Annotated in this window: 17 protein-coding genes; 4 read left to right on the top strand and 13 right to left on the bottom strand. The window is 73.0% G+C overall.

Annotation, left to right across the window (positions count from 1 at the left end; genetic code table 11):
- Positions 1-11 precede the first annotated feature (11 nt).
- The 4 genes from C7474_RS03205 to C7474_RS03190 are packed head-to-tail and all read right to left on the bottom strand — an operon-like array spanning position 12 to position 4,227.
- On the bottom strand, positions 12-1,067 hold the full coding sequence (locus tag C7474_RS03205; protein ID WP_241965075.1) for an LLM class flavin-dependent oxidoreductase: 1,056 nt from the start codon (positions 1,065-1,067) through the stop codon (positions 12-14).
- Complete coding sequence (locus C7474_RS03200; protein ID WP_121057491.1) at positions 1,064-2,404, bottom strand: O-acetylhomoserine aminocarboxypropyltransferase/cysteine synthase family protein; 1,341 nt, start codon at positions 2,402-2,404, stop codon at positions 1,064-1,066. The genes C7474_RS03205 and C7474_RS03200 overlap by 4 nt, the downstream gene beginning before the upstream one ends.
- Positions 2,401-3,150: a hypothetical protein gene (locus tag C7474_RS03195; RefSeq protein ID WP_121057880.1), complete on the bottom strand. Its 750-nt coding sequence runs from the start codon at positions 3,148-3,150 to the stop codon at positions 2,401-2,403. The genes C7474_RS03200 and C7474_RS03195 overlap by 4 nt, the downstream gene beginning before the upstream one ends.
- Positions 3,151-3,210: 60 nt before the next feature.
- Positions 3,211-4,227, bottom strand: coding sequence for an LLM class flavin-dependent oxidoreductase (locus C7474_RS03190; RefSeq protein WP_121057490.1), 1,017 nt, complete (start codon positions 4,225-4,227; stop codon positions 3,211-3,213).
- Positions 4,228-4,416: 189 nt separating this feature from the next.
- On the opposite strand from C7474_RS03190, the gene C7474_RS03185 reads away from it, so the two are divergent.
- Positions 4,417-5,955: an ABC transporter substrate-binding protein gene (locus tag C7474_RS03185; RefSeq protein ID WP_121057489.1), complete on the top strand. Its 1,539-nt coding sequence runs from the start codon at positions 4,417-4,419 to the stop codon at positions 5,953-5,955.
- 84 nt (positions 5,956-6,039) lie between these two features.
- Here C7474_RS03185 and C7474_RS03180 read toward each other — a convergent pair whose 3' ends face one another.
- From C7474_RS03180 to C7474_RS03155, 6 genes are all read right to left on the bottom strand, one after another.
- Positions 6,040-6,897, bottom strand: coding sequence for an ABC transporter ATP-binding protein (locus C7474_RS03180; RefSeq protein WP_121057488.1), 858 nt, complete (start codon positions 6,895-6,897; stop codon positions 6,040-6,042).
- Positions 6,887-7,723: an ABC transporter ATP-binding protein gene (locus tag C7474_RS03175; RefSeq protein ID WP_121057487.1), complete on the bottom strand. Its 837-nt coding sequence runs from the start codon at positions 7,721-7,723 to the stop codon at positions 6,887-6,889. Before C7474_RS03175 ends, C7474_RS03180 begins: the two co-directional genes overlap by 11 nt.
- On the bottom strand, positions 7,720-8,664 hold the full coding sequence (locus C7474_RS03170; protein ID WP_241965074.1) for an ABC transporter permease: 945 nt from the start codon (positions 8,662-8,664) through the stop codon (positions 7,720-7,722). Before C7474_RS03170 ends, C7474_RS03175 begins: the two co-directional genes overlap by 4 nt.
- Entirely contained in the window at positions 8,664-9,692 is a 1,029-nt protein-coding gene (locus tag C7474_RS03165) for an ABC transporter permease (RefSeq protein WP_121057485.1), read from the bottom strand. The genes C7474_RS03170 and C7474_RS03165 overlap by 1 nt, the downstream gene beginning before the upstream one ends.
- A gap of 18 nt (positions 9,693-9,710) precedes the next feature.
- Positions 9,711-11,075: an NtaA/DmoA family FMN-dependent monooxygenase gene (locus C7474_RS03160; protein WP_121057484.1), complete on the bottom strand. Its 1,365-nt coding sequence runs from the start codon at positions 11,073-11,075 to the stop codon at positions 9,711-9,713.
- Between the two features lie 131 nt (positions 11,076-11,206).
- Positions 11,207-12,064 (bottom strand): sulfurtransferase, encoded by an 858-nt coding sequence (locus tag C7474_RS03155; protein WP_121057483.1) that lies wholly within the window; start codon positions 12,062-12,064, stop codon positions 11,207-11,209.
- 141 nt (positions 12,065-12,205) lie between these two features.
- On the opposite strand from C7474_RS03155, the gene C7474_RS03150 reads away from it, so the two are divergent.
- Together C7474_RS03150 and C7474_RS03145 are read left to right on the top strand one after the other, a co-directional pair.
- Positions 12,206-12,772 carry a flavin reductase family protein gene (locus tag C7474_RS03150; RefSeq protein WP_121057482.1) on the top strand — a complete coding sequence of 189 codons (567 nt, stop codon included), beginning with the start codon at positions 12,206-12,208 and terminating at the stop codon, positions 12,770-12,772.
- A gap of 118 nt (positions 12,773-12,890) precedes the next feature.
- Complete coding sequence (locus tag C7474_RS03145) at positions 12,891-13,655, top strand: GTP pyrophosphokinase (RefSeq protein WP_121057481.1); 765 nt, start codon at positions 12,891-12,893, stop codon at positions 13,653-13,655.
- A gap of 328 nt (positions 13,656-13,983) precedes the next feature.
- Here C7474_RS03145 and xylB read toward each other — a convergent pair whose 3' ends face one another.
- Positions 13,984-15,288 (bottom strand): xylulokinase, encoded by a 1,305-nt coding sequence (gene xylB, locus C7474_RS03140; protein ID WP_199692351.1) that lies wholly within the window; start codon positions 15,286-15,288, stop codon positions 13,984-13,986.
- 128 nt (positions 15,289-15,416) lie between these two features.
- Positions 15,417-16,604 carry a xylose isomerase gene (gene xylA / locus C7474_RS03135; protein WP_121057480.1) on the bottom strand — a complete coding sequence of 396 codons (1,188 nt, stop codon included), beginning with the start codon at positions 16,602-16,604 and terminating at the stop codon, positions 15,417-15,419.
- A 60-nt stretch (positions 16,605-16,664) separates the two neighbouring features.
- On the opposite strand from xylA, the gene C7474_RS03130 reads away from it, so the two are divergent.
- A complete protein-coding gene (locus C7474_RS03130; RefSeq protein ID WP_121057479.1) occupies positions 16,665-17,819 on the top strand; it encodes an ROK family protein in 1,155 nt (384 codons plus the stop codon).
- A 178-nt stretch (positions 17,820-17,997) separates the two neighbouring features.
- On the opposite strand, the gene C7474_RS03125 is transcribed toward C7474_RS03130, so the two are convergent.
- The gene (locus C7474_RS03125) at positions 17,998-19,008 is read right to left on the bottom strand and encodes a LacI family DNA-binding transcriptional regulator (RefSeq protein WP_121057478.1); all 1,011 of its coding nucleotides are present in this window, start codon (positions 19,006-19,008) and stop codon (positions 17,998-18,000) included.
- Positions 19,009-19,035: the final 27 nt, after the last annotated feature.

Below are 19,035 nucleotides of genomic sequence, written 5' to 3'. Positions count from 1 at the left end.
AACAGAACACGTCAGACGGATGCGGCGAGGCGCGACTGCGGCACGAGCGGGAAGACCTGCTCGGCGATGCGCTCCAGTTCGTCTTTCAGCGGTGAGGACTGGATGAGCAGCAGCGTGATGCCCGCCTCCCCATACGCGCGGATGCGGTCGGCGACCTGTTCCGGCGTGCCGACGAGGTTCGGGCGCAGCCCGCGCGTGCCGACGGAGTACTCGCGCTTGGTGAGCTCGAGCGACAGGTTCGAGTTCTGCCGGAACTGCTCGAACGACGCGTAGCCGGGCGAGGCGGGGTCGACGGCGGTGATGCGCTCGAGCTCGCGCTGCGCCTCGGCCTCGGTATCGCGCACGATGACGTAGGCCGGCATGCCGATCTCGCGCAGCGGCCGCCCGTGGATGCGCAGGGACCGCTCGGTGATGTCGGCGACGTTCTCGCGCACCTCGTCGAGCGTGCCGCCGTGCATGACGTAGGCGTCGGCGAACCGTGCGATCGCCTCCTTGCCGGCGGCGCTCTCCCCGCCCGCGAATACGACGGGCGGGCTCTGCGGCTTCGGTTCGACGATCGTGCCCGACAGCTCGTAGTAGTCGCCGGCGAAATCGAACGGCGTGCGGTCCCACAGCCCGCGCAGCACCTGCACGAACTCCTCCGCCTGCACGTAGCGGGCGTCGTGGGTCGTGAAGCGTCCGCCGAACTGCCGGGCCTCCTCGGCCCACCACGCCGCCACGACGTTGAGGGCGACGCGTCCGGGCGCGATCGAGTCGAGCGTGCCGAGGGTCTTCGCGAGCACGGCGGGCAGGTGGAAACCCGGTCGCACCGCCGTCATGACGCGCAGCTGCGACGTGGTCGCGAGGATCGCGGCCGTCAGCGCCCATGCTTCGAGGCTCGGCGCCTCCAGACCCTTGCGGTCGTTGAGGTACAGCTCGGGCACGAGCGTCGTGTGGAAGCCGAGCCGGTCGGCGGTGACCGACACGTCGCGGATCGACTCCCAGGTCGCCGCCATCCCCTCCTCGTCGCCGACGTTGCGCAGGAATCCGCCGTAGACGGGGGTCCAGTATCCGAGGTCGATGGTCACGAGACCACCTCGACGATGTCGGGGTCGGTGACGGGGGCGGCGGCCACGAGCGCCTGCGCGATGTCGGCGATGATGTCGGCGGGGTCTTCCAGTCCGATCGACAGACGGATGGTGGTGCGGGAGATACCGGCCTCGGCGAACTGCCGGTCGGTGAGGTGACTGTGGGTCATCGAGGCCGGGTGGGCGACCAGCGTGCGGGCGTCGCCGATGTTGGCGACGAGTTTGACCAGGCGCAGCGCCTCGACGAACCGGTGCACGCGGTCGCGGTCGGCATCCGGGTCGCCGGTCGTGGCGAGGTCGAACGAGAAGACCGCGGGTGCGCCCTTCGGAAGGTAGGTGCGCGCCGCCGCGGCGCCGGGGTTGCCGGGCGCGCCGGGGTGGTGCACCGCGGCGACCTCGGGGTGTCCGGCGAGGAAGGTCGCGACGGTCAGCGCGGATGCGGAGTGCTTCGCGATGCGCAGGTCGAGCGTCTCGATGCCCTGCAGCAGTTGGAAGGCGTTGAACGGCGACAGTGACGGACCGAGGTCGTGCACGTATTTGGTCTTCAGCAGCACGGCGAACGCCTGCCCGCTCGGCCCGAACCGCTCCCACAGCACGACGTCCTTGATGCGGGCGTAGGGGCGGGTCAGCTGCGGCCAGCGCTCGGGCTGCGCGCCGAAGTCGAACGAGCCGATGTCGACGACGACGCCGCCCATCGAGGTGCCGTGCCCGCCGATGTACTTCGTCGCCGAGTGCACGACGATGTCGGCGCCGAACTCCCCGGGGCGCTGCAGGTAGGGCGTGGCGACGGTGTTGTCGATCACGAGCGGCACACCGGCGGCGTGGGCGATGTCGGCGACGGCGCGCACGTCGAGCACCTGCGCGGTCGGGTTGGTGACCGACTCGGCGAAGAAGGCGCGGGTCGTGGGGCGGGCGGCATCCCGCCACGCGTCGAGGTCGTCCTGGTCGACGAAGGTCACCTCGATGCCCCAGTCGGCGAACGTCTCCTGGAACAGGTCGACGGTGCCGCCGTACAGCTGCCGCGCCGCGACGATGTGCTCGCCGTGCTTGGCGAGCGCGAGCAGGGCGATCGCGACGGCGGCCTGGCCGGACGCGACGGCGACCGCGGCCCGACCGCCCTCGAGGGCGGCGACGCGCTCCTCGAAGACGAGCTGGGTCGGGTTCGCGTTGCGGCTGTAGAGGTTGCCGGACTTGCGCAGGGCGAACAGGTCGGCGGCGTCCTGCAGCGACGCGAACTCGTACGCCGTCGTCTGGTAGATGGGGGTCGCGACCGCGTTCTGCGGCGTGCCGGGCACGTAGCCGTGCTGCACCTGGAGTGATGCGAATCCGTCGCTCATCGCGTGGCGCCTTCCTGAAGAGTCTGTGCCGGGGATGCGGGTCGCACGATCGGATGCTGCACGCCGGCGCCGCGCAGTCGTTCCAGCCACAGGACGATCGTCGCCGCCACCGAGCGGTGGCTGACGTCGTTGAGCGCGTCGTGCAGTCCGTCGACGGTCTCGACGAGCTCGAGCGTCGGGATCGGGCTCAGGGTGCGGCGCGCCGCGGCGGGGGCGGTGACGGCATCGGCGGCGCCGTGGATCGCGAGCACCGGCACCGCGAGACCCGCGAGCGCGTCGGGGCCGGGCAGGTCGGCGGCGGCCGAAGGGTCGACCGCGCGGGTCGCGGCGGCGTCGCTCTCCGCGAGCACCCCGAGGTGGACGGGGCAGGCGGTGCGCTGGTCGGCCGGGGCCGCGGGGGTTCCGGGGGACGCGAGGCCCGCGACGACGACCCCGTCGACGGTGGCGTCGGTGGCGGCGGCGGCATCGGCGGCCGCGACGGCGAGCGCGAGGGCGGCGGCGGCACCGGCATCGGCGCCGACGAGCACGCGCGGTGCGGTCTCGGCTTCGGCGAGCCAGGCGGCGGCGCCGGCGGCATCCGACGTCTCGAACACGCCGACCGTGTACCCGTCGACGGCGAGGCGCCGACCGAAGCGCTCGTAGACGCGCACGCCTTCCCCGGCGCCGGCGATGACGGCGAGCGTGCCGCGCGCGCGCACCGCGGAGGGCGGCTCCCAGCGGGCGGGGGCGAGGGCGGCGGTGGTCATGCGGTCCATTCCATCGGGCGCGCGGCGTGCGCGCAGTGTTGTTGCGGGATGTTGCGGCCGTCAGCGGGTGGCCAGCGCGGCCGGCGCCTCGGCGCGCAGCCGCGGGGCGACCCCGCCGGCGAGCGCGCGCAGCTGCCCGCGGAAGTCGGGGTGGATCACCGGCAGCACGGGCGCCAGCAGCACGTCGGTCGCGGCGCGGGCGGCGGGGTCGGCGTGTAGCGAGGCGGCGATGTCGGCGGGCGACCCGACGTGCGTGTTCGACGCCGCCACGTAGTCCTCGGCGCTCTGTCCGGGCTGGGCGAGCGGCAGCAGGTCGGGGTCGGCGGCGAGGATCGCGTCGATCCGCTCGAGGGCGTCGGCGCGCGACGACGCGGCGAACACGCCGCGCGAGGCGGCGATGCGCGGCTCCTGTCCGGGGCCGCCGCGGAACTCGCTGAGGTACGCGGCGACGAGGGCGTGCTGGGCGATGCCGGTGTCGGCGCCGAAGGCCACCCGGTGCAGCTGCAGCCCGTCCCCGGCGCGGGCGGCGGCGACCGCCGTGGTCGTCGTCGAGGTCGCCTGCCAGAGCCGCCGCGGCAGGTCGCCGGGCGGGGGGAAGACGGGGGCGCGCCGCCCGTCGACGATGCCGCCGTCGGTGAGAACGGCCCGCAGCTCGGCGAGCGCGACGGTGTACAGGCCCTCGCGGTCGTCCTCGGTGAGTCCGAACGCCTCGTAGCCGGCGGCGGAGAAGCCGTGCCCGTTTCCCTTGCCGACCCCCAGTTGCAGGCGTCCGCCGCTGAGCGCATGGACCGTCGCGGCGACTTCGGCCAGCCGCAGCGGCTGGTCGAAGGCGATCGGGATCACGGCCGTGCCGAGGTCGATGCGCGAGGTCGCCTGCGCGAGGGCGGCGAGCACGGTGAGCGAGCTCGAGACGCCGATGTGGGTGAAGTGTCCTTCGGCGAGCCAGAACGCGTCGAGCCCGGCGGACTCGACGGCCCGCCCGGCCTCGATCGTGCGCCGATACAGGTGACCGGCATCCGCCGCGATCGGGGGGATGACGAAGATCCCGACCCGGCGGGCGGGGGCGGATGACGACATCGCGGACTCCTTTCGACGACCGACGGGTGCGGGCGACCCGGCCAGTGTGGGCCGGTCGACGGGGCGCGCGCCCGGGCCGCCGAAAGACGCCGACACGGGGCGACGCGGGACGTCACACTCCCCCGTGGCGGGGTGGCGGCCCGTGCTGGACTGGCCCACCCGTTCCGCACACCAGGAGTGATCTCTGCCATGAACAAGCCCAGACTCGCCGCCCTCGCGGCCCTCGCCGCGGCAGCCCTCGCGCTGACCGCCTGCGGCGCGCCCGCCGCCGCCGGAAGCGGCGACGGCAGCGCACCCGCCGTCGTGAAGTGGGGGGTGACGGCCCTCAACCCCAATTGGGACCCGATCGTCACGGGCGCCACCGGAGCCACCCTCACGATGACGCCGATCTACGAGTCGCTCATCACGCGCGGCGAGGACGGGCAGCTGCATCCGGCGCTCGCCGAGTCGTGGGAGTACAACGACACCGGCGATGCGGTGACCTTCACCCTGCGCGAGGGCCTCACCTTCCACGACGGGTCGCCCGTCGACGCCGAGGCGGTGAAGTACTTCATCGAGCGCGCCAAGACGCAGACGAACTCGGCGCTGGCGGGCTCGTACAGCAACATCGACGCCGTCGAGGTGGTCGATCCGCTCACCTTCGTCGTGACGCTGAAGGAGGTCGACTACCAGCTGCCGTACCTGCTCAGCAACCGCGCCGGCCTGATCACGAGCAAGGTCGCCGCAGAGAAGGACCCGCAGGCGCTCAACACGAGCCTGCCGGTGGGTGCGGGACCGTTCAAGGTCGTCAAGCTCGTGCCGGAGGACGAGATCATCCTCGAGAAGAACCCCGATTACTGGGATGCCGAGCAGATCCACATCGACCGCATCGAGATCCACGGCGGCAACGACGCGTCGACGCTCGTGTCGTCGCTGCAGACCGGCGTCTACAATTTCGCGACGATCTCGCCCGCCCTCGTGCAGCAGGCCGAGACGGCCGGGTTCGACGTCATCAACGACCCGAAGACGAACTGGGTCATCAGCTTCTTGAGCCTCAACCTCAACAAGGCGCCGTTCGACGACCCGCGGGTGGTGGAGGCGGTGCGTCTGGCCGTCGACCGCGACGAGATCGTCAAGAAGGCCTACCTCGGCTACGCCGAGCCCGTGCACCAGGTCTTCCCGGACGGTCACCTCGGCTGGGACGAGTCCCTCGAATCCGACGACCCGTACGACCCGGAGCGGGCGCGCGAGCTGCTCGCGGAGGCGGGCTACGGCGACGGCGACCTCTCGCTCACGCTGTACCCGTTCTCCAGCGGCGACGCCGCGGCCGAGATCGTGCAGTCGCAGCTGGCCGCCGTCGGCATCACCGTCGACATCTCGGTCGATCCGAACTGGGCCAAGGGCTACTTCGGCAAGGACTACGCGCTCGCCCTCTACGGCTATGTCGGCCGCGACTCCTACGTGCAGGCCCTCACGGAGCACTTCGCCGAGGGCGGGGTGCTGAACCTCAGCTCGCCGTACACCTCCCCCGAGTTCGCGGCCGCGCTGCAGTCGGTGCGCGCGACGCCGACCGACTCGCCGGACTACCCGGCACGCCTGTCGGAGGCGGCCGCCGCCGGCTACCGCAACGGCTCCACGGTCGCCTTGACGACGGCCTCGACGATCTGGGCGAAGGATCCGTCGATCTCCGACAGCACGGAGAGCATCGAGGGGCGCCTCGGCTGGAAGGGCGTCACGATCACGCCGTAGTCCCGGGGCAGCGATGAAGGGGCGGGACCGCTTCGGTCCCGCCCCTTCATCGTGTCGTTGCGGCGCCACCGCCGGCGCGGTGCCTCAGCGCGCGGTGTCGGCGAGTTCGGCGCGCAGCCGCGCCCGCTCGGCGCGGTCGAGGCCGGCGCCGGTGAGGGTCGGTGCGGAGCCGACGAGCAGGCGGCTGTACGGATGCTGTGGCTCGCGGATCAGGCGGTGGCTCGGGGCGGTCTCGACGATGCGCCCGTCGTAGAGCACGGCGGTGCGGTCGGTGATGCCGGCGACGGAGCCGAGGTCGTGGGAGATGTAGAGCAGCGCGACGCCGGCGCCGCGCAGCACGGTCAGCAGCTCGAGCACGCGCACCCGGTTGGCGGCGTCGAGGGCGCTCACCGGCTCGTCGAGGATGACGACCCGCGGGTCGGTGATCAACGCCCGGGCGACGGCGGCGCGCTGCCGCTGGCCGCCGGAGAGCTCGCCCGGCAGCCGCGAGGCGAGGGCCGGGTCGAGCTGCACGTCGGCGAAGCGGCGCGCGACGGCATCCGCGATCTCCCGGCGGGCGAGCCCGCCGCCGCGCACGGCGAGCGGCTCACCGACGGAGTCTCCGACGGTGCGATCGGGGTCGAAGCTGCGCAGCGGATCCTGGAAGACGTACTGCACGTGACCCTCGCGCCGATGCGCGCGCCGGGCGGCGCCGCGCAGCGCCTGCGTCTCGCGTCCGGCGACGCGGACGACGCCGCGGGCGACGGGCACGAGGCCGAGCACCGCGCGCGCGAGGGTCGACTTACCCGACCCGGTCTCGCCGACGAGTCCGACGATCTCCCCCGCCGACACGTGCAGCGCGACGTCGTCGAGCACACGGCGACGGCGGGCGCCGCGGCCGAGCACGACCTCCAGCCCCGAGACCTGCAGCACCGGCTCCGGCAGCACCGGCTCAGGCGACATGCGCGCGCTCCTCGGCCGTGAACCGGTCCAGGCCGTAGCGCTCGTGCTCGGCGACGAGCAGTCGCGTGTAGGGGTGGCGCGGATGGTGGATCACCTGCCGCGTCGGCCCGGCCTCGACGACGCGGCCGTCCTTGAGCACGACGACCTCGTCGCAGATCTGCGCGATCACCGCGAGGTCGTGCGACACGACGAGCAGCGTCAGTCCGATGCGCTCCTGCAGATCGATCAGCAGGTCGAGGATCTCGGCCTGCACCGTCACGTCCAGCGCCGTCGTCGCCTCGTCGGCGATCAGCACGCGGGGCTCGAGGGCGACGGCGATCGCGAGCAGCACGCGTTGCAGCATCCCGCCCGACAGTTCGTGGGGGTAGGCGCGCAGCACGGCCTCAGGGTCGCGCAGCCGCACGAGGCCCAGCAGCAGGGCCGCCTCACGGTGGGCGGCGCGGCGACGGTACCGCCGCTTGACGCGGAGCACCTCGACGAGCTGGCGTCCGATCGTCACCGACGGGTTGAGGTACGAGCCGGGGTCCTGGAACACGGCCGACACGACGGTGCCCCGGATGCCGGACCACTGCCGTTCGCCGAGCCCGGTGACCTCGCGTCCGTCGACGACGATGCGGCCGGAGCGGATCTCGACGGCATCCGGCAGCACGCCGAGCAGGGAGCGGCAGGTGAGGGTCTTGCCGCTGCCGGATTCGCCGACGATGCCGGTCACGCCGCCGCGGCGCAGCGCGAGGCTGACGTCGTCGACGAGCACGGCGCCGTCGGCGCGGGCGGCGATGGTGAGCGCGTCGACGGTGACGATCGCGTCGTCGGAACGTGCGGTCATGCGGATACCCCCTCGGGTGCGGTGCGCGCGGGCGCGGGACGGTCGGTTGCGGGTCGGTCGGATGCGGGGCCGCCGGAGCCGGGGCGATCGGTGCCGGAGCGGCGCCGTGCGCCGGTGCGGGCCAGCAGCGCGCGTCCGGCCTCGCCCGTGACGTCGCGCAGGGCGTCGGCGAGCAGGTTGAGCCCCAGCACGGTGATCATGATGAGCGCGGCCGGGAAGACCGGGGCGAACGGCTTGAGCGGCAGGTACCGCAGGTCGGCGGCGAGGTCGCCGCCCCAGGTGGGCGTCGGCGGCTGCACCCCGATGCCGAGGAAGCTGAGGCTCGCCACGACGACGAGCCCGGCGCCGAGGGTGTTCGCGAGGGCGACGCCGATGACGGGGAGCACCTTGCCGGTGACGTGGCGGCGCACGACGAACGGCACGGTCGCCCCCGACAGCAGCGCCGCCTCGACGTACTGCGATCCGGCGACCTGCAGGGTCGCGGCGCGCGCCACCCGGAAGAAGAGGGGCGAGATCAGCACGCCGACGGCGACGAGGGCCTGCAGCAGCCCGTTGCCGAGCAGCGCCGTGATCGCGACGGCGAACACGAGGAACGGCAGGGAGATGAGGGTGTCGACCACCCGCAGCGACACCCACTCGAACGAGCGGCCGAGGAACACCGACAGGATGCCGGGGACGGCGCCGACCACGAGGGCGATCGCGCCGAGCAGCGCGGTGCCGAACACGCTCAGGGGGGCGCCGTGCAGCAGCCGGCTGAGCACGTCCCGGCCGAGGTTGTCGGTGCCGAGCCAGTGCGCCGCCGACGGGCCGGCGAGGATGTCGTCGCTGCCCTGCAGCGGATCGTACGGCGCGAGCACGGGCCCCAGGACGGCCAGCAGCACGATGGACAGCAGCAGCACGACGGCCACCCGGCCCGTGCGCAGTCGCAGGATGTCGCGCATCACACGCCTCTCTGCGCCGCGGGCGAGAGCCGCCCCAGCACGATGTTGACGAGCAGGTTGAAGACGACCACGAGCACGATCGAGACGACGAGGGCACCCTGGACGGCGGGCACGTCGCCGCGCAGCGCGGAGTCGGCGGCGAACTGACCGTAGCCGGAGAGCCCGAAGATCGCCTCGGTCACGACGGCGCCGCCCAGCAGCGCGGGGAACTTCATCCCGAGCACGGTCACGGCGGGGCCGATGCCATTTCGCAGCACGTGGTGGGTGAACACCCGCTGCGGGCTGAACCCGCGCACCCGGGCGCCGACGACGTAGTTCTCGCGGGAGGCGGCGGTGAGGCCGGTGCGCAGCTGCCGGGCGACGTCGGCGATCGTGTCGAAGCTCAGTGCGACGGCGGGCAGCGTGATGTACCAGAGCCACAGGGCCACGCCGCCCTCGGCGGGAGCGGAGTAGCCGGCCGAGGGGAACCATCCGAGGCCGACCGCGAAGACGGCGACGAGGGCGACGCCGACGACGAAGGGCGGCATGACCGACATCGCGGTCGTGAACCCGGTGATGATCCGATCGAGCGGGCTCGTCGCCGTGAGGGCGGCCACGATCCCGAGCAGGCTGCCGACCACGACGCCGATGAGCAGCGCGAACCCGGCGACCGAGAGGCTCACGAGCGCCTTGTCGAACAGGATCGTCGCGATGTCGGTGCCGTTCCACCAGCTCTTGCCGAGGTCGCCGTGCAGAAGCCCTGTCATCCAGTCGAGGTACTGCTGCCAGAACGGCCGGTCCACGCCCCAGTCGTGCTCGACCTGCGCGACGAGCTCCGGCGTCGCGTTCTCTCCGAGCTGGATGTGGGCGGGGCTCAGGCCGCTGATGTCGCGCAGCAGGTAGGTCACGAAGGTCGCGAGCAGGAAGACCGGGACGAACACCGCGACGGGGCGCGCGACGCCCAGGATCCAGCGCGGCGCCCGACGCGGCGCCCGACCTGAGCCGAGGGGGACGGCGGATGCGGGGGCGGTGGATGCGGGGGCGGTCATGGATGCTCCTCGCGCGGCTCAGACCGCGCCGGCGAGGGCGCCGACCTGAGCCTCGCGGCGCGCACGGGTGTGCCGGTTCTCGGGGGCGGGGAGGGCGAGGTGCTCGCGCAGTGTCGTGCCCTCGTAGGCGGTGCGCGCCAGGCCCCGCGCGCGCAGGATCGGCAGCACCTCGTCGATGAACCGGCGCAGTTGGGAGGGCGTCGACACGTAGATGTTGAACCCGTCGGCGGCGCCGGCGCGGAACCACTCCTCGAGCGTGTCGGCCACGGTCTGCGCCGAGCCGACGAACGGGGAGCGATGCGGTGCCGCCGCGCGCTCGACGACCTCCCGCAGCGTCAGGCCCTGCCGCACCGCGTTCTCGGTGATCTGGGTCGCCTGCGTCTTGAAGCTGCGCTCGGCGTGCACGAGGGCCTCCGCCGGGAACGGCGCGTCGAGGTCGTACTGGCGGAAGTCGTGCCACCCGAACGGCCGCCCGAGCTCGGCGAGTGCCTGCTCGAAGGTGTTCGAGAGCCGGTGCTGGGCGAGCTCGAGATCGCGGGCCTCGGCATCCGTGTCGGCGACGACGATCTTCGCGCCGGGCAGGATGCGGAGGCCCTCGGGGTCGCGGCCCGCCTCGGCGGCGCGCCGGCGGATGTCGGCGGCGAACGCGCGGTTCGCCTCGACGCTCGCTGCGTGCGTGAAGATCCCGTCGGCGTAGCGGGCGCCGAGGTCGCGGCCCGGTTCGGAGTCGCCCGCCTGGAAGATGACCGGCTGTCCCTGCCGCGAGCGCTCGATGTTGAGCGGGCCGGCGACGGCGAAGTGCTCGCCGCGGTGGCCGGTCGCGTGCAGCTTCTCCGGGTCGAGGAAGCGCCCCGACGCGCGGTCGCGCGGGAAGGCGTCGTCCTCGTACGAGTCCCACAGCGCCTGCGAGACCTCGATGTGCTCCGCGGCGCGGGCGTAGCGGGTCGCGTAGTCGTAGTGCTCGTCGCGTCCGTAGTTGCCGGCGGTGCCTCCGTCGCCGCTCGTGACGACGTTCCAGCCCGCACGACCACGGCTGATGAGATCGAGCGACGCGAAGCGGCGCGCGAGGTTGAACGGCGAGTTGTACGACGTCGTCGCGGTGCCGACCAGCCCGATCCGACTGGTGCGCGCGGCCAGCGCCGACAGCAGCGTGAGCGGCTCGAGCCGGTTGAGGTAGTGGGGCGGCGAGTCGGGGGTGATGAACTGGCTGTCGACGATGAAGACCAGATCCAGCGCCGCCGCCTCGGCGAGCTGGGCCTGCTCGATGTACCAGTCGATGTCGACCGAGGCGTCGCCCGGGATCTCCGGGTCGAGCCAGCGGTTGTGCTCACCGGGGCCTCCGGTGCCGGTGAGGATGACACCGAACGCGATGTGACGGCTCATGCGGATCTCCTGTCGTACGTGGTCGAAGCGGGTAGGTGTCCGATCGTGCCGGGACGGGCGCTGCGGGGTGGCGGGCGGTTGCGTCGTGTGTACGTCCGTGTCGCCGTATGACGGCATCCGGCGCGCCCTGCTCAGACGGCGCCGATGATCTCGGCCGCCCCCGCCCCGACCGCGACGGGACGGCCGAGGCTGCGCGCCCACTGGCTCCACGACCCCACGAACACGCGGGTGCGGATGCCGGCGACCGCGAACGCGAGCGCCGAGTGCGTCGACGGGATGCCGGAGCTGCAGTACAGCACCACCGGGGTGTGCGGCCCGATCCCGTGTCCCTCCAACGTCGCGCGGATGTCGGCGGGGTCGCGCAGGCGTCCGTCGGCGCCGATGTGGCTGATCGTCGGGATGTTCACCGCGCCCGGGATGTGGCCCGCGACCGGGTCGAGTCCGCCGTTCTGACCGCGGTAGTGCTGTGGGGCGCGCGCGTCGACGAGCACGCCGACGCGGGGCGCGATCGCCGCATCGTCGATCGTCGCCGACTCGTCGAGCACGGCATCCGGAAGGCTGATGCGGCCGCGGCGTGGCGCCCGGTCGCTGTGCTCCAGCCGCAGACCCGCGCGCACCCAGGCCCGGAACCCGCCGTCGAGCACGCGCACGTCGACACCGTGCCGGCGCAGCAGCCACCACGCCCGCGCCGCCGGCACGCCGTCGTTGTCGTCGTAGACGACGACCCGGTCGCCCTCCTCCAGCCCCCACCGTCGTGCGGCGGCCTCGAGGTCGGCGACGTCGGGCAGCGGATGCCGCCCCTCCTCGGGCCGGCCGGGACGGGCGAGCTCGCGCTCGAGGTCGACGTAGACGGCGCCGGGAAGATGCCCGGACAGATACTCCGGGCGGCCTTCGGGGCGGTCCAGGCGCCAGCGCACGTCGAGCAGACGCACGCGGGCGCCGGCCGACAGCTCGGCCACGAGGGCCTCGACGGGGACGACGGGAGACATGCCGACATGGTGTCGGCGCCCCCACGACCCGCGCCTCCCCTCGCGAAACACGCGGTCACGGTGACGTCACATTCGGTCATGCACGGTCATGCGGCCACACACTCGGTGCGCGGCCGTGCTTCCGCCGCCTACCGTCGGGCCATGTCCTCCTCCGTCGTCTCCGCAGACCACCCCGCCGCTGCGCGCCGTTTCGCGTCGTCGCTGTCGGCCGACGCGTTCAAGGCCCTCTTCCGCGGCCACCCCGGCGGAGTCGCGGTCATCACCGCCGACGCCGGCGACGGCCCGGCCGCCCTCACGGCCACGTCGGTGTCGAGCGTCAGCGCCGAACCGCCGCTGCTCATCTTCTCGATCTCAGCGCTGTCGTCGGCCTCGGCCGTGCTCGAGCGCGCCGAGACCGTCGTCGTGCACCTGCTCGACGCGCACGACCTCGACGTCGCCCGGCTGGGAGCCACCAGCGGCGTCGACCGGTTCGCCGAGACCCACCGCTGGTCGCGCTTGACGACGGGCGAGCCGGTCTACCACGACGTGCGCGCGTGGGCGCGCTGCGCCGTGATCGGGCGCATGGATGCCGGCACCTCCACGGTCATCGCCGCGCATGCGCTGCAGTCGCAGGTCTCACGCGACGTCGAGCCGGGCGACGCCGGCGACGCGCTGGTCTACCACAACCGCACGTGGCACCGTCTCGGGGCGCACTCCGTCATCGGGTGAGGCGGGGTCATCGGGTGAGGCGGGGGTTCGGGTAGGCGGGGGTTCGGTGGGGTGGGCTCGAGTGCGACTCGGTGTGGTCTCACAGCATCCGCGTAGCCTGCCCGGTTAGCGTCGGAGCATGGATCCCCACCCGGCCTCCACCTCGTTGTCCGTTCTGACCGAGCAGGGGCTGGCGACGTTCACGCCGGAGCAGCTGCGCGCGATGCGCGACGAGTTCCAGCAGTTCGTGCTGCAGTACCAGTTCGGGCTGCGCGAGATCGAGACGAAGCTCGGCATCCTGCGCGACGAGTTCCAACTCATGCACGACTACAACCCGATCGAGCACGTCTCGAGCCGGGTCAAGAGCGCCGACAGCCTCGTCGACAAGGTGCTGCGCAAGGGCATCGCCGGCGACTTCGCCTCGGTGCGCGCGAACATCACCGACATCGCCGGGGTGCGGGTCACGTGCAGCTTCGTGAAGGACGCGTACCGCCTGTTCGACCTGCTCGCCGCGCAGGACGACATCACCGTGCTCGAGGTGAAGGACTACATCGCCGACCCCAAGCCCAACGGCTACAAGAGCCTGCACGCGATCGTCGAGGTGCCGGTGTTCCTGTCGACCGGACGCGTCGACGTCGCCGTCGAGGTGCAGCTGCGCACGATCGCGATGGACTTCTGGGCGAGCCTCGAGCACAAGATCTACTACAAGTACGACGGTGCGGTCCCCGACGGGCTGATCGGCGAACTCAAGGATGCCGCCGACTCCGCGGCCCTGCTCGATGCCCGCATGGAGCGGCTGCACGAGGAGCTGCACGGCTCCGTCGCCCCCACCTTCCCCCTGCGCCCCGCCACGCCCCCGGCGGCTCCCACTCCCCCCACGCCCCCGCGCCTCACCGCGATCTGACCGCCCCCGCGCCCGGGCGTCCCCGTGCCCCGCATCCGGCGCCCCGCATCGGGCGCCCCGCCGTGCACGACCGCGAGACCTCAACGGGCCGCCCAGACCGCGGGGAGCACCCACGGTCTCGTCCCGCAGTTGAGGTCTCGCCGCCGTGCCGAGACCACCGATCGCTGAGGGAACGCCGGGCCGCCGAAGGAACGGGTGGCCCCCACGCCTTCGGCGCCGCACTGTTCTCTCGCGTCCGCGTCTCTCAGCGTCAACGGGCGGCACCACCGACGCCACGAATGCCGGGCGGGTCGGCCGCGGGTCGCCCGCGCTACGTCGGCGGTGCGGGTCAGCGCAGGAGGGCGGCGGCCTGGCGGGCGGCGCCGAGGGCGACGTATTCGGCGGGGGCGGGGACCTCGACCGGGATGCCGAGCACCTGCGGCGCGATGCGGCGCACCGCCTCGGACTGGGCGCCGCCGCCGATGAGCAGCGCGCGCTCGAGCGGAACCCCGAGACCGCGCACGGCGTCGAGCCCGGCTGCGAGTCCCGACAGCATCCCCTCGACCGCGGCGCGCGCGAGGTTCTCGCGGGTCGTCGAGGCGAGCGTCATACCCGACAGCGAGGCGGTGGCATCCGGCAGGTTCGGCGTGCGTTCGCCCTCGAAGTAGGGCACGAGCGCGAGGCCGCCGGCCCCGGGCTCGGCGGCGAGCGCGAGCGCGCTGAGCTCGACGTGATCGACGCCCAGGATGCCGCGGATCGCGTCGAGCACCCGTGACGCATTGAGCGTGCACACGAGCGGGAGGAAGTGCCCGTCGGCCGACGCGAAGCCCGCGACGATGCCGGTCGGGTCGACGGTGCGCTGCGCGCTCACCGCGAACACGGTGCCGCTCGTGCCGATCGAGACCACGACGTCGCCGAGCGCGGCGCCGACCCCGAGGGCGGCCGCGGCGTTGTCGCCCGCGCCGGCGCCTACCGGGCGGCCTTCGGCGTCGGTCACGTACACGTCGGGATCGAGCACGCGCGGGAGCACGACGTCGTGTCCGAGCGCGGCGACGAGCAGGTCGCGGTCGTACTCGCCGGTCGCCGGGTTCCAGTAGCCGGTGCCCGACGCGTCGGAGCGGTCGGTGACGAGCTCGCCGAGATCGGCTCCGCCCGGGCTGCCGGGACCGGCGGGACCGAAGCCGCGCAGACGCCAGGTGAGCCAGTCGTGCGGCAGCGCGACGGCGGCGACACGGGCCGCGTTGTCGGGTTCGGCATCCCGCAGCCAGCGGAGTTTGGTGATCGTGAACGAGGCGACCGGCACGAGCCCGCTGCGCTCGGCGAGGCTCTCGGCGCCGAACTCGGCGACGAGGTCGGCGGCGGCCTGAGCGGAGCGGGTGTCGTTCCACAGCAGCGCGTCCCGGACGACCCGCCCGTCGGCGTCGAGGGCCACCATGCCGTGCTGCTGGCCGCCGATCGCCCAGGCGGCGACGTCGTCGATGCCGCCGGCATCCGCGATCGCCTGCTGCAGCGCCGTCCACCACGCCTCGGGGTCGACCGACGTGCCGTCGGGGTGGCTCGCGCGCCCCTCCCGCACGACCGACCCGGTGTCGATGTCCACGATCACGACCTTGCACGACTGGGTCGACGAGTCGACCCCCATCACCAGCGCCATGCCGGCATCCTCTCGTTCACGGCCCCACCCTCCCGCGAGACCTCAACGGGCGGACGAGACCGCGGGGTCGGCCCCCGGTCTCGTCACGCCGTTGAGGTCTCGCGGTCTGCGGGCGCCGGCGTGTGCGGTCAGCGGGCGCCGAGCAGGTGCTCGGTGGCCAGCTGTTGCAGACGGACGAAACCGAAGCCCTTGCCGCCGAGGTAGGCGTCGGCGTCGAAGTCCTCGTAGGCGGAGCGGTCGGCGACGAAGTCGTCGTAGCTCTCGCCCTCGCCGAAAGTCGGCTGCGCGAGCTCGGCGACCTTCGCGGCCTGCAGCGCCTCCTGCACCTCGGGATCGGCGCGGAACGCGGCCGCCCGCTCCTTCAGCAGCAGATACGTGCGCATGTTGGCGGATGCCGACTCCCACACGCCCGTCTCGTCCTCGGTGCGCGAGGGCTTGTAGTCGAAGTGGCGCGGGCCGGTGTACGCGGGCGTGCCGCCGGGGCCGCCGTTCTCGAGCAGGTCGACGAGCGCGAACGCGTTGTGCAGGTCGCCGTGGCCGAAGACGAGGTCCTGGTCGTACTTGATGCCGCGCTGACCGTTGAGGTCGATGTGGAAGAGCTTGCCGTGGTAGAGCGCCTGCGCGATGCCGGCGGCGAAGTTCAGGCCCGCCATCTGCTCGTGACCGACCTCGGGGTTGAGGCCGACGAGTTCGGGGCGCTCGAGCGACTCGATGAACGCGAGGGCGTGGCCGACCGTCGGCAGCAGGATGTCGCCGCGCGGCTCGTTCGGCTTCGGCTCGATCGCGAAGCGGATGCCGTACCCCTTCTCCGTGACGTAGTCGCCGAGGAAGTTCACGGCCTCGCGGTAGCGCTCCAGCGCCTGGCGGATGTCCTTCGCAGAGTCGTACTCGGCGCCCTCGCGGCCACCCCACATGACGAAGGTCTCGGCGCCGAGCTCGGCGCCGAGGTCGAGCTGGCGCAGCACCTTGCGGATCGCGTAGCGACGCACGTCGCGGTCGTTCGAGGTGAACCCGCCGTCCTTGAAGACGGGCGCGGAGAACAGGTTGGTCGTCACCATCGGCACGACCAGTCCGGTGTCGACCAGCGCGCCCTTGAGGCGGTCGATCTGGGTCTGGCGCTCGGCGTCGCTCGACCCGAACGCGAACAGGTCGTCGTCGTGGAAGGTGAGTCCGTGCGCGCCGAGCTCGGCGAGCTTCTCGACCGCGTGGACGACGTCGAGCGGCTTGCGCGTCGGGCCGCCGAACGGGTCGGTGCCGTTGTAGCCGATCGTCCAGAGACCGAAGGTGAACTTGTCGGCGGGCGTGGGGGTGGGCATGTTGCTCCTTTGCGCGTGGTGACCCAATTGTTGCTTGCTCCAACATACTACGATGGAGGCGTGGAAGACAGCGTCCGTCAGCGCAACCTGGCCCGGCTCGTGCGCAGCGTGCACCTCGGCGGCCCCCGATCGCGTTCGGCGCTCACCGAGGAGACCGGCCTCAACCGCTCGACGATCGCCGACCTGGTGACCGAACTCGTCGACACCGGCATCGTGCGCGAAGAGGCACCGACCTCCGCGAACTCCGAACGCCGCGTCGGCCGCCCCTCCCCGATCGTGTCGGCCCATCCGGGTGTTGTCGCGATCGCCGCCAACCCCGAGGTGGATGCCGTCGAGATCGCCGCCGTGGGCCTGGACCGCCGCATCGTCGTGCGCGAGCGGCACGAGCAGTCCGGCCTCATCTCACCCGAAGCGACGGCGCGGCTGATCGCCGACCGGGTCGCGGCGTGGCGGCAGGACGTGCTCGCGGACGCCCGCATCGTCGGCGTCGGCCTCGCCGTGCCCGGCCTCGTACGCGCCGCCGACGGGCTGGTGCGCCGCGCCCCGCACCTCGACTGGACCGACGCGCCGCTGCGCGACCTCGTGTCGGATGCCGTGCACCTGCCCGTCGCGATCGATAACGACGCGTCGCTCGGCGCCCTCGCCGAGCACCTGTTCGGCGCCGCCCACGGAATCGAGGACGTCGTCTACCTCAACGGCGGCGCGTCCGGCATCGGCGGCGGCGTCATCGTGCACGGCATCCCCGTCACGGGCGCGCGCGGCTACGCCGGCGAGTTCGGACAGAACCGGCCGGGCATCGCCGACGGCGCGGACCGCCGCGACGCCGACGGCGTGCTCGAGGACGAGGTCAGCCGCGCGCGCCTGCTCGCGGTGCTGCGCCTGCCGGGCGCCGACGACGCGGGCCTGCGCGCCGCGCTCACCGCATCCGACGACCCCGCCGTCGTGGCCGAGCTGTCACGGCAGCGCCGCATCCTCGCGACCGCCCTCGCCAACGCCGTCAACGTGCTCAACCCCGAGGTGATCGTGCTCGGCGGGTTCCTCGCGATGATCGCGGAGTTCAGCGGGTCGGACCTCGTCGACACCGTGCGCGCGCAGGCGATGTCGGCCAACGGCGAGGGGCTGCGCATCCTCTCCGCCGCCCTCGCCGGCGACCGCCTGCTCATCGGCGCCGCCGAGGCCGCGTTCGCCCCGCTGCTGCGCGACCCCGTCGGCTGACCCCGCCGCATCCGCTTCACCCGTCACTTTCGGCGGCCCGGATGCCGGGCGCCCCGCCAAAAGCGCCTGGTGAGCGGGCGCGGGGCGGGGCGGCATCCGCGCCCTCGCCCGTCACTTTCGGCGCCCGGGACACCGAAACACCCACCACAAGCGCCGGGTGAGCCCGGCCTCGCCGCGCTCAGGCCAGGGCCGTCGGCGGGGGCGCGGTCGTGCCGCGGTCGACGAGCCGTGTGGGCAGCCGCAGGTGCGTCTGCGGCACCTCGCCGCCGTCGAGCATCGTCAGCAGCATGGATGCGGCCGCCGCCCCGATCCGCTTCATCGGCTGACGGACGGTCGACAGGGCCGGAGTGGCCTGCGAGGCCTCGGGCACGTCGTCGAAGCCGATGACCGAGAGGTCCCGCGGCACGTCGAGGCCGAGCTCCCGGGCGACGTCGATGACGGCGAGCGCCGACAGGTCGTTGGCGGCGAAGATCGCGGTCGGCCGGCCGGCGCGGGTCAGCAGCGAGCGCGCGGCCTCGCGCCCCGCCTCCGTCTCGTAGCTGCCGATCGCGATCAGATCGGGCCGGAACGGGATGCCGGCATCCGCCAGCGCCCGGCGGTAGCCGGCGTCGCGGGCGATCGACGAGCGCAGGTCGCCACGGCCGGCGACGAACGCGATGCGCGTGTGCCCCAGGTCGATGAGCGAGCGCACCGCCTGGAGCGCACCGCCGAAGCTGTCGGCCTCGACCGTCGGCAGGTCGGCGGGACCGGTGTGCGGGTCGACGGCGACGATCGGCACTTCCACCGGAACGTTCACGACCGTCGGAGTGACGATGATCGCGCCGTCGATGAGCGTGCCACTGAGCCGGCTGAGCGAGCGCCGCTCCCACCCCGCGGACTCCGGCCCCTGCGTGCCGCTGTAGGCGAGCAGGTCGAACGGACGGTCGCGCAGCGCGGCGCTCACACCCTTGAGCACCTCGGTGCTGAACGGCTCGAAGTCGGCCACGAGCACGCCGATCACCCCGGTGCGCGAGGAGCGCATGCTGCTGGCGATGAGGCTCGACGCGTACCCCAGCTTCTGCACCGAGGCGAGCACCCGCTCGAGGGTCTCACCCGCGACGCCGTACCGGCCGTTGACCGCTTTGGAGACGGTCGAGACGGAGACACCCGCATCGCGGGCGACGTCGTGGATGGTGGCGCGGCGCTGCATGCGAGGAGCCTATGGGATGGAAACCGT

It is taken from the genome of Microbacterium telephonicum (assembly GCF_003651225.1).
Classification (GTDB): Bacteria; Actinomycetota; Actinomycetes; order Actinomycetales; family Microbacteriaceae; genus Microbacterium; species Microbacterium telephonicum.
This window is presented reverse-complemented; position numbering and strand designations above follow the sequence as displayed.